The sequence below is a fragment of the Xenorhabdus yunnanensis genome, assembly GCF_028598805.1.
GTDB classification, from domain to species: Bacteria; Pseudomonadota; Gammaproteobacteria; order Enterobacterales; family Enterobacteriaceae; genus Xenorhabdus; species Xenorhabdus yunnanensis.
Map to the genome: position 1 here is coordinate 1 of NZ_JAQRFI010000076.1, position 9,003 is coordinate 9,003.

A 9,003-nucleotide genomic window follows, 5' to 3' on the forward strand; every position below is an offset into this window, starting at 1 on the left:
TTACAGCCAGCTTCGTCCTCACTGGTATAACAATGGGTTAACGCCCAATGAGTCAGAACGATTATTTTGGAAAAACGCTAAGCCAGTGACCAATTTTTGTTGACCACAACATTCTGATTTTAACCCGACCAATAACACCATGCGTTATCAGTTCGCGAGCAATGACAATGATGTCATTAATTGGCACGCTACCCAGACGATATACAACCCCTCTTCGCCCTGGTCGCCATTTACCAATCAGTTCTTCCACGTCATCGTTGCAGCACGCCTGTATCACTATCACGGCAGTTGACAGGATATTGCGGCCAAATGTGGGTTTCCGCATCAATTTAATCAGCCAGTCGGGAAGTGTACCGTAAGCAAACAATGCGCGGTTAATTAACTCCTGAGTCTCTGCCCCGTTTAACAAGGTGTATGTCTCTACAATCTGTCGAGGCGTTCCAATTCTCGTCATTGCAGCGAAAGAGGGGCGAAGTAAATAATCGGTTTTATCAGTGGCGATAACCATCTCACCAATTTCAAAAATAGGTGTCATAATTCCTCCTGAGCATTATCAAGGGCGCTCGCAAGTGCCCTTTGTAATATTAAGCGGTGACTGTGACTGAGCACTTGGCTGTTTTGTTACCATCCTCGGAAGTAACGGTGATATTTGCTGCGCCTTCTGCGACCCCTTTTACCGTCACGACATTGCCCACCTTACTCACTGTCGCTATATTGGTTTTATCCGATGTCACGGTATAGTTTTTATTGGTCGCATCAGCAGGACTAAAATTCACGACAAATGAACCTATTTTCCCTACTGCTACCGTTACCGACGGCGGGTTAACAGAAACTGATTGCACTGCAACCTCTTCAATCAGCCAATCAACTGTGTCAGCATCACTGACTTTCAATTCACCGGAGTATGTCGCAAACTCGCTAGAACCAAACTGAGATGACCATGACGTAAATACCATGTACGCCTGTAATACAAGCACATCTTCTCCGGTGAAGTCCATCTGTACCCAATACGCAGGTTGGCGCCCCGCTTGAACCTCCTTTGGGATTTCCTTCAATAAACGCAATGGACCAAAGTCTTCGTTCTTGTCCCGTTTGCGGTATTCACCATCAAAACTAATGGTTAAGTCCATACTGGTTACGACGCTCTCCACCAGCCCTTTTGAATCATCAGCCTCAGATGTCAGGGTGTTGGGTGACAGGTCAAATGATTTGGTGGTCAATGCACCTATCCGAAAAAACGCTGATTGGTCTGGCGCTGCATCAGGGCAACCCTGCGCAATGCGAATAATAGCGTTACGACCAATGAGTTTATTGGTTTCTACTGGGCAATTTGCCATGTGAATAACCTCTATTAATAGGAATAAAAAAGCCGCCCAAGCGACCTGATTATGATGTGCAGCGGAATAGCAACCGGATAACGTATCGGTTCTCTTGCGTGGGGATGGGAGTTGCCAAACCTCCAAGATTAAATACAGAGGTCAGACGATCATCATCGGGATGAGAGGCGACATAATCGAGTATTTCCTGCGCACGCTGGATGGAGGGTTGCGGGTCATTTTGTCCACTGACCAAAATCACCTGTACATTGTCATCAGCCCCCAAATCATCCAGCCGACCAGTTCCTCCAGCAGGCTGAAAGACCATGTATTGAGCCTGCCCTCCATCGCCTTTTTTCTCAATCCATGTCACCATCTGCACCTTGAAACCGTCAAGCAGCCCTGCCTTTGCCAGATAATGCCGGAATTGTTCAAATGCGGTCATAGTTTCAACTCCTGTGCCACAGCCTTATCAATCTGAGACTTCATCTCATTGAAGCCCGATTTCAAAAACTCTTTCTTAGCCGTTGCTCTGCGGAAACTTTGTTTAACCTTTGGATCATGAACATAAACAGCATAGTTTGCCGAATAACCCACACGCCCAGTGAGCAATACGCCATCAAAGCGCACATCACGGAACTGAGAGTTAATCAGCGTGGAAGTATCAATCGGAGTATAAAGCGCAGCCTGAGCACTTCCAATATACAGAGCCTTATACATAGCACGGACAACTTTACGCCCACGTATATCACCGATTAAGGCATTTAATTTAGCCTGTGCTTCTTTAATGCCTTTGACTTTTACGCCCATATCACACTCCTGTGACTAACGCATAATCATCAGTCAAGCGCTCATAAGTATCAGCATAACGGGCAATAAGTTTGATTTCATCGGCACCGGCTGCAACAGGATTTGGATCTGACGACTCGCCAATCAAGATATAGTCTCCTGTGGCGGCGTCTGAAAACTCAGTCCAGAAGGTGTTTTTAGCAATCAATTCAGTACCCACACCGGATATTTTGCTGGATAGCCCACCTTGGTATTCGCACATAATGATTTGTGGCGTTTCATAACCCAATGGTCGGCCGTATTCATCAGTTCCTAACTGCTTCCAGAAGGTACAAGGGGCGGTATAGCCCCAGTTAGCAATATTGGACATACTCACCCCACCACATCAAAGAAGCCGACAGATTTACTCTCCAGTGGCAAACCGGACAGGCAACTGTGCTTATCCCACCCTCGAATTTGCTTGAGTAAATAGTCAGTACCAGAGGAATCATAAGCGAATGAACGGGAAGCACCGGAAGGCGCACTCTGCGAGGCAATTTTTCTTGCGCCTGACAGGGAAGCCAAGCGGACAGTGGCATAGATAAGCAAAAGCTTCTGCAAACTCTCATCATAACCATGAGCCACCATGCACTCAGATTTGTCATTCACCTGATTCAATAACAACTCAAGCACTGAATCAGGTAATGTGAATCCAAGTTCGGCGATCATCGGCTTAATATCATTCAGCGTTATCTCCATCTTTTTTCGCCTTTTTGTCCGCTTCCGCAAGAGCTTTCTCTGCATCATCAGCTCGTTTTTTTTCAGCCGCCAATGCTTCTATGAGTTCAGTTTCTTTTGCCTTGGCAGCATCAGTCATGGCTAGCATCTTAGCGTTAGCGTCATCCAGTTCAGCTTGTAGTTCTGACTTCTCAGGAAAAGTCATGGTTGCAGGTGTCGCCACTTCAAATACTAATTTCTCCCCCTTTTTATCTTTAGAAGCCTCTGCTTTGCCCGTGTCAATCCACTTAACAGCAATATTGTCATCAATCTCATAGGTATGACCAACCTCCAACTTCTGAAGGTTGGCACCGGCAAAAAGATTTGTTACCAAAATTTTCACGAGTGCCATATATCCCCCTTACTTGCCTTTGGCGTGGATGACTGAGAAGTGCTCGTTAATATCCTGCTTAACCATCAGACCAGCAGCCCCCCATGTGCGCCATACATAGTCGGAGTTGTAGAACTGGCGTGGATCAGCAACCGTGCCGAAAGCCTGTCCAACAATCGGTGCGATAACACCTGCGCCCAGTGGAATGATCATCATTTCATTGCCTTTTAGCTCACAGTCTTCTTTGATGTCAGCAATGCCTGTGATTTTCTTAATTTCCTCAAGAACAGTGCGAGTCTGGTTAACGTCGTAGTACAGTTTTTCCCAGTTAGACAGGACTTCGCCTGATACATACCAAGTCTGTGCGCCGTACTGGTAGTTTTGTAATTTCAGTACGTCACGCACTTTCATTACTTCGCTACGCATTGCTTGGCCATCTGTGCTTGTAATGTGATCGACGTTCAGTGTTACTTGTGCGACACGCTCATCAGCGCGAAAGCCTTTCCACGTCTTGTCATCAAACTTAATGAAATTGCCTTCACTGTCGCGGAAACCATTCCAGATAAAGTCGAGATACTTACGACGAACAACTTTTACAGAATCGGTCTGTGCATCAGACAATGAAGCCAGAGCAGAGCCTTTGTTAAATACAGGGTCACGCCAGTTGAACTTAAAGCCAGTGTCATGAATAGGAACCATCGTGCCGTCGAAGCTGTACGAACGAGCATCCAGTGCAGCACCAATCTGACCAGACATTGATGTATGCGCCCAACCAGTACCGCCAGTACGAGCATATTCATACACTGATTCCTCTAAACGCACTGAGCGAGATAATCCCGCCAGATCATTTAACAGAGTGAATTCAGTGTTAGGCTCAAACTCTGCCAGCACAGTCTGGTCATATGCACGATACAGGTGCTTGATATCATCGATAGCATTAACCGCATCGAGGCGCGGAGCATCTTCACCACGAAAGCGAGAGCGAGAAATAAAATCCGCTACCGCCTGCGCAGATGAATTACGTGCTAACGTCAGCTCGCCAAACTGAGCCTGATTAGCCTCAAGGTTTCCGGTTTCGGTTGCCTTTTTAGTTGAAAAATAAAACATTCAGTTCTCCTTACTTAAACACCACGCGAACCAGATCACCCGCTTTTGCTGTGATACTGTCCTCTTCGACATAGGCAAATGCAGCAACACCATCACCAGCAGCCTTAACCTGACCGTTGGTAACCGCCACAGCTTGCCCCTTTTTGTACTTGCCTTCGGTTGCAGGAACATTTAAGAACATTCCTGCCATAGGGTGAATACTGACGACCACTGAACCCGCCGTGATAGAGTCATCCACTGTCTGGCAGCGGAGATAGTCGATATTGGCAACATACAAAATGGCGGATTCTTTGCCATCCACGGAGGCCTTAAATATTCCTTTCTCAAAATAACCAATCGTGCCGGGCTTCGTATCTACCGCCGCTGCACCCTCTCGGTTCAGCATGGGGTTAGTAAATACACCACCCGCATGAATTACATGTTTTCCGTCTTTAGCCATTTCTATTACTCCGGCATAGATGTGAATGATTCAGAAGAATTGTTGTTTGTGAATGATGAATTCAGCCCTGCTGAGGTCTGACACTGGGCATAAAAGCCATCAAGTGCCGCACCATCCAGCGCATTAACCGCCGTGTCATCCAGACCAAACTTGATTTTCACAGCGGCGCGTTTGTCGGATTTCTCCTTGTCTGCGTTGGCGGTCAGGCTGTTAACCACAGAATCAACGCGGTCTGCCAGCTTCTGAGCCCAAGCGGGGATCTCTTCACTGTTGTTCGCTTTGTCCTTAGCAGCTTTGTCATCAGCCTCTTTCTTTTCGCGAGCCGCCTTCTCTTCCGGTGTCTCAGTTTTGGTTTTCGCTTCTTCTGCATTCATCTGGTTGTATGCATCCAGCAGCTCAGCTTCGGTCTTGCCTTCTGTCGGCTTACCTTTCGCTTTCAGGGCGTTAACAATCATGTCTTTCATCGGGTTATTAGCTCCGTTAGTTTTAATTTCATATTCAGTTGGCTTACGCACAACCTCAATCGATTCCCCGACGAGTTCGGCTGTGCCGTCATCGTTCATGAGATATTTTTGCTGGTAGGTTTTACCGGACAGGTAGTAGATAAATTTGTCAGGCCAGACGGCCTCAGGGTAAGGCCAGTCATCATCGGGATATACAGTCCTGACCTTTGCCCTGAGTGCTGAATGAATATCATCGAATGAAAAATTAGACGCGTTGGAAAAGAAGAATTTCGCTTTATCAATCAGCCCCTCGTTTGTGCAATCGGACGCATCAGAAAGATTGACTGCTTCAACCTCTACTTTCTGCCCGTCAGAATTAACAAAGATCCCCACGCCCTCTTTTGGTGTTGCGGCTCCCGGCTCATCAGGAGGGAGAATAGCCACATGGTCGAACTGCATGTTTCGTGCAATCCATGTGTACTTTTCCCCTTTGACTTCCCGCCGTTCTGCTCACGCTGTAGCAATAGCCCAGTGGAAATGTGTATAGGTTCGGCTTCCTTGTTAGCGATCATGTCATCCAGACGCTGTAATAAAACCTGCCCCTTTTCCGTAGACTCCGCATACCGACGATTAATCTTCATATCCATGACAACCCGATCACCGTCTTTTCGTACATTCTCAGCCCATGCACCAACATGAAACTGATTGACCGCACGGGGAACATCCGCAGAGACATACTGACCGTCAATACTGGGATGACCCAAAGGCATCTGCTTGCCTTCTATTGATTTGTAGCTCTTGTTAATCTCACCAGCCGGATAAAGACCGCCGTTCATCACAACATCATCAACAACGGGCACAACGCCACGAATGACAATATGTGCATCACCATCGATAGTTTCAGTTGAGATATTGGAGGAGTTTAAGGCCAGTGATTTAACATGAACGCTGGATAGCTTCATGTTGTAGCCTCTTGAATTGTTACTTAGATGAATCAGGTTCCCATGCCTTACGCTCTTCTGTCAGGCGTTCAGTTAGTCCCGTGTTATACAGTTTTCCGCCATCATCCAGAACAACGGGCTGTTGCGCACAATAACAGCGATAGCGATTCCCGTTTTTAGAGTAAAACTCTTCAACCTCCTGTTTGGTGTAGAGCTTTCCATGCCTCGCAGCGTGCCATGATCTGGTAGTTGGTTTCAGGGCTGATAACCACAGCAATTTAGTATTCAAGCCTAACCGCTCACTAGCCCATTCAGTTTCATTCCAATTAGCCTCGCGCAATGCGCCAACCTGCTCAGTCTGAGCTATGTTCTTGGCCTGAGCCATTGACACATCGAGCCGCTTACTGATAATCCGCGCCGTTTCACGCGGGTTAACACCACGACCAATAGCATCAGCAATCACATTAGCAAGATCAGCGCGGGCTTTATCACTGATACCTTTCCAGTCGCTGTACGTTGATACGTAGGCGGCTGCTATCTGGTTCTGGTAAGCAGCAGACGACAATAATGCTGATAGCGTCGTCTGCATCTCATACACCGATGATTGAACCGACAGATTAGTGTATGCATTCAACGTACCACGCTGATACTCCTCTGAGACGTACTGGAGCGCCCAAATATTTTGACCTATGCCCTCCAGCAAATAATTATCCAGAATGGTCTGCACGCGCTCTAACAAGCCAGCCAATTGTTGCGCCGTCATGTTGTAGATAAATGTGTCAGCGTTAACCTGATACAGTGTTTCTCCGTGCAGGGTATACGACAATTGGGCGTTGTTTTCTTTCACCCTGCCAGTTAGTCGCTGGTCAAATAGTTCACGCAATGCTCGTTTGATGCCATAATACCGTTGCTCAATATCACGAAACATTTTGTTTACTGGGCGATATGACTGAGTGGGGTCGCGCTTATTTCTGGGTATTATCGGGGTTCCGATTCGGGTCTGTTTCATCAGTCAACGGATCTCCTGTTGCACCCTGTGGCTCTGGCTCTTCTTTCAGTGGCTCCAGCTCGCCTACAGTACGGACTTCATTAGGAGTAAACGCGGGTGTCCCAAAAGCCTGTTGTGTCTTAAGTGCAGCCTCAGCCATCTTAATCATATTGTCGATCTTCTCCTGCTCACTGGCGGCGAGCATGTCAGACCATGCAATAGTGACCTCGCCGGAAGAAGGTGGTTCGATAATGCCGATTTCCCACAACCGCGTTATCAATTGCGTCACATATTGGGTTAGAAAACCCCATCGACGGCCATTCAACCGAACCTTCCAAGTGGCATCATCTTTATCACCGGCCAACTTTCCGGTCTGAGTGCCGAACAACACAGTAAATGGCACTTGCACAGACGCGCAGAATTCACGAGCGGTCACTTCCCATGTAGGTGTTGGGTCTCCCGGAGCAACAGACAGGACATTCAACCGCCCCGCTTGCATCACTGCCGCTGAGTCAGTCCCTCTGTTGAGCTTGCTGATTTTATCTTCCAGTGCCGCACCGAGGTCTTTGTAGCCAGCTTGAATTGCCGCCGTGGTGATGCTGTGCAAATCAGTTTCTTTATCAAATTCCACCCCAATCTGGCGAGAGGCATTTTTCAGGAACCCTTCGGAACTACCACCTGATACCTTTTCAATATCCAGTAGTTTGTTATAACCCGACCTGAGTAACGGTGTCCCTGAGAAAATATTCCCATCCTCAGCTCCTTCGCACAAGATAATGACCCGCGATGAATGGATAGTTAATTGTTTTGCTGGCCCTTGTATCTCAACCTGCCCCACCGGACGTTCATCAAAGTTAAACATCTTAGGTTGTCCGTAGGTTTCTGAGTTAATATCTGTATCCCATTCTGCAACCGTAAGTTGAGGCTCCCAAACTGGAATCAGGTTTACCAACGCTTCGTCTTTCAATCTTGATACTACTGTGGTATCAATAGGCTCACTCCACACCCTACTATCCCGAACTTGAATGAGCAGCGCCGAATAATGCCCAATCATATTGCGGCGATCGGAATCTTTGATTTTTGCCCAGAACGGTTTCAATAATCGTGTAACTTTCGTTTCCCATGCGCTGGTTACGTCTGACTCTTTCTTTTCCTCGCCATCAATAATGGTCGGATTGTCCTGCCAACACCCATCCAGCAAACGATGCACGGCGGCATGAGCTACGGCATTACGCTCATAGGCGTTATAGTACTCTCTGAATCTGAGCTGTTCGGGATAACCGAACTCAGAATAAATATTGGTTCGTTTTGTATTACCGCTAATGCCACCAGCCGCATAGATCATCCTCTTGGCAATCGTGTCAGCCAGACTATTAACGAACAATGATTGTTTATCTTCACTCATAACTCATAGCCTCTCCTTAAAAGAAAAATGCGCCATTGCTTTTCTGCTTGATATACCCATCCAGCCCATAACGTGCAGCATCCCAACAGTGGTTATTTGCATCCTCAATCACCGGCAATACTTCGCCCGTAATGCGATCTGTTTTGTAGGAGTACAGCCGGGCTTCTTTGGCTGTCTCTTTACAGCGCGGGTGAATAAAAATCTGTTTAAAACCGCGTAGATAGGTGATGCCATCCTCAACGCTGCCCTGCCATTTCTTCGCCGCAGAGATATTGAATCCCTGCCGTCTGAGATAACTGATAGTTTCCGGTCTGGCGGAGTCGGCTTTGATAGGCCATTTGCGGGACTCTGGTACTTGTTCATAAAACGCGGGCATATGGTCGAGTTCCACCCCGATACCATATGCCTCATGTTCTATGTAGAGGCAGTTATCTAAAATGAACATGCGAAGTAGCGTGCTAGGGTCTTTCGCAAAGCCAAAGTCGCCC

Annotated in this window: 12 protein-coding genes and 1 pseudogene; all 13 read right to left on the reverse strand. The window is 47.3% G+C overall.

What is annotated here, in order from left to right:
* Positions 1–61 precede the first annotated feature (61 nt).
* A complete protein-coding gene (locus tag PSI23_RS19235; protein WP_273556591.1) occupies positions 62–535 on the reverse strand; it encodes a DUF6246 family protein in 474 nt (157 codons plus the stop codon).
* Positions 536–584: 49 nt separating this feature from the next.
* Positions 585–1,337 (reverse strand): Ig-like domain-containing protein, encoded by a 753-nt coding sequence (locus tag PSI23_RS19240; protein WP_273556592.1) that lies wholly within the window; start codon positions 1,335–1,337, stop codon positions 585–587.
* 49 nt (positions 1,338–1,386) lie between these two features.
* Positions 1,387–1,761 (reverse strand): phage tail termination protein, encoded by a 375-nt coding sequence (locus tag PSI23_RS19245; protein ID WP_273556593.1) that lies wholly within the window; start codon positions 1,759–1,761, stop codon positions 1,387–1,389.
* A complete protein-coding gene (locus tag PSI23_RS19250) occupies positions 1,758–2,126 on the reverse strand; it encodes an HK97 gp10 family phage protein (RefSeq protein WP_273556594.1) in 369 nt (122 codons plus the stop codon). Before PSI23_RS19250 ends, PSI23_RS19245 begins: the two co-directional genes overlap by 4 nt.
* 1 nt (position 2,127) lies before the next feature.
* Positions 2,128–2,475 (reverse strand): hypothetical protein, encoded by a 348-nt coding sequence (locus PSI23_RS19255; protein WP_273556595.1) that lies wholly within the window; start codon positions 2,473–2,475, stop codon positions 2,128–2,130.
* A 2-nt stretch (positions 2,476–2,477) separates the two neighbouring features.
* Entirely contained in the window at positions 2,478–2,843 is a 366-nt protein-coding gene (locus PSI23_RS19260; protein WP_273556596.1) for a DUF7370 family protein, read from the reverse strand.
* The gene (locus PSI23_RS19265) at positions 2,824–3,213 is read right to left on the reverse strand and encodes a hypothetical protein (protein WP_273556597.1); all 390 of its coding nucleotides are present in this window, start codon (positions 3,211–3,213) and stop codon (positions 2,824–2,826) included. The genes PSI23_RS19260 and PSI23_RS19265 overlap by 20 nt, the downstream gene beginning before the upstream one ends.
* A 9-nt stretch (positions 3,214–3,222) precedes the next feature.
* The gene (locus PSI23_RS19270; protein WP_273556598.1) at positions 3,223–4,299 is read right to left on the reverse strand and encodes a major capsid protein; all 1,077 of its coding nucleotides are present in this window, start codon (positions 4,297–4,299) and stop codon (positions 3,223–3,225) included.
* A gap of 10 nt (positions 4,300–4,309) precedes the next feature.
* Complete coding sequence (locus PSI23_RS19275) at positions 4,310–4,738, reverse strand: hypothetical protein (RefSeq protein ID WP_273556599.1); 429 nt, start codon at positions 4,736–4,738, stop codon at positions 4,310–4,312.
* Between the two features lie 5 nt (positions 4,739–4,743).
* Positions 4,744–6,143: pseudogene (locus tag PSI23_RS19280) on the reverse strand (DUF2213 domain-containing protein).
* Between the two features lie 19 nt (positions 6,144–6,162).
* Complete coding sequence (locus tag PSI23_RS19285; RefSeq protein ID WP_273556600.1) at positions 6,163–7,131, reverse strand: phage minor head protein; 969 nt, start codon at positions 7,129–7,131, stop codon at positions 6,163–6,165.
* Complete coding sequence (locus PSI23_RS19290; protein WP_273556601.1) at positions 7,088–8,515, reverse strand: anti-CBASS protein Acb1 family protein; 1,428 nt, start codon at positions 8,513–8,515, stop codon at positions 7,088–7,090. Before PSI23_RS19290 ends, PSI23_RS19285 begins: the two co-directional genes overlap by 44 nt.
* 16 nt (positions 8,516–8,531) lie before the next feature.
* The coding region (locus tag PSI23_RS19295; protein ID WP_273556602.1) for a PBSX family phage terminase large subunit at positions 8,532–9,003 on the reverse strand (472 nt) is incomplete at its 5' end.

Excerpts from the sequence above, each read along its gene's own strand:
- PSI23_RS19290 (WP_273556601.1), bottom strand. The coding sequence starts at position 8,515 with ATGAGTGAAGATAAACAATCATTGTTCGTTAATAGTCTGGCTGACACG.
- PSI23_RS19265 (WP_273556597.1), bottom strand. The coding sequence starts at position 3,213 with ATGGCACTCGTGAAAATTTTGGTAACAAATCTTTTTGCCGGTGCCAAC.
- PSI23_RS19245 (WP_273556593.1), bottom strand. The coding sequence starts at position 1,761 with ATGACCGCATTTGAACAATTCCGGCATTATCTGGCAAAGGCAGGGCTG.
- PSI23_RS19275 (WP_273556599.1), bottom strand. The coding sequence starts at position 4,738 with ATGGCTAAAGACGGAAAACATGTAATTCATGCGGGTGGTGTATTTACT.
- PSI23_RS19260 (WP_273556596.1), bottom strand. The coding sequence starts at position 2,843 with ATGGAGATAACGCTGAATGATATTAAGCCGATGATCGCCGAACTTGGA.
- PSI23_RS19270 (WP_273556598.1), bottom strand. The coding sequence starts at position 4,299 with ATGTTTTATTTTTCAACTAAAAAGGCAACCGAAACCGGAAACCTTGAG.
- PSI23_RS19250 (WP_273556594.1), bottom strand. The coding sequence starts at position 2,126 with ATGGGCGTAAAAGTCAAAGGCATTAAAGAAGCACAGGCTAAATTAAAT.
- PSI23_RS19285 (WP_273556600.1), bottom strand. The coding sequence starts at position 7,131 with ATGAAACAGACCCGAATCGGAACCCCGATAATACCCAGAAATAAGCGC.
- PSI23_RS19235 (WP_273556591.1), bottom strand. The coding sequence starts at position 535 with ATGACACCTATTTTTGAAATTGGTGAGATGGTTATCGCCACTGATAAA.
- PSI23_RS19240 (WP_273556592.1), bottom strand. The coding sequence starts at position 1,337 with ATGGCAAATTGCCCAGTAGAAACCAATAAACTCATTGGTCGTAACGCT.
- PSI23_RS19255 (WP_273556595.1), bottom strand. The coding sequence starts at position 2,475 with ATGTCCAATATTGCTAACTGGGGCTATACCGCCCCTTGTACCTTCTGG.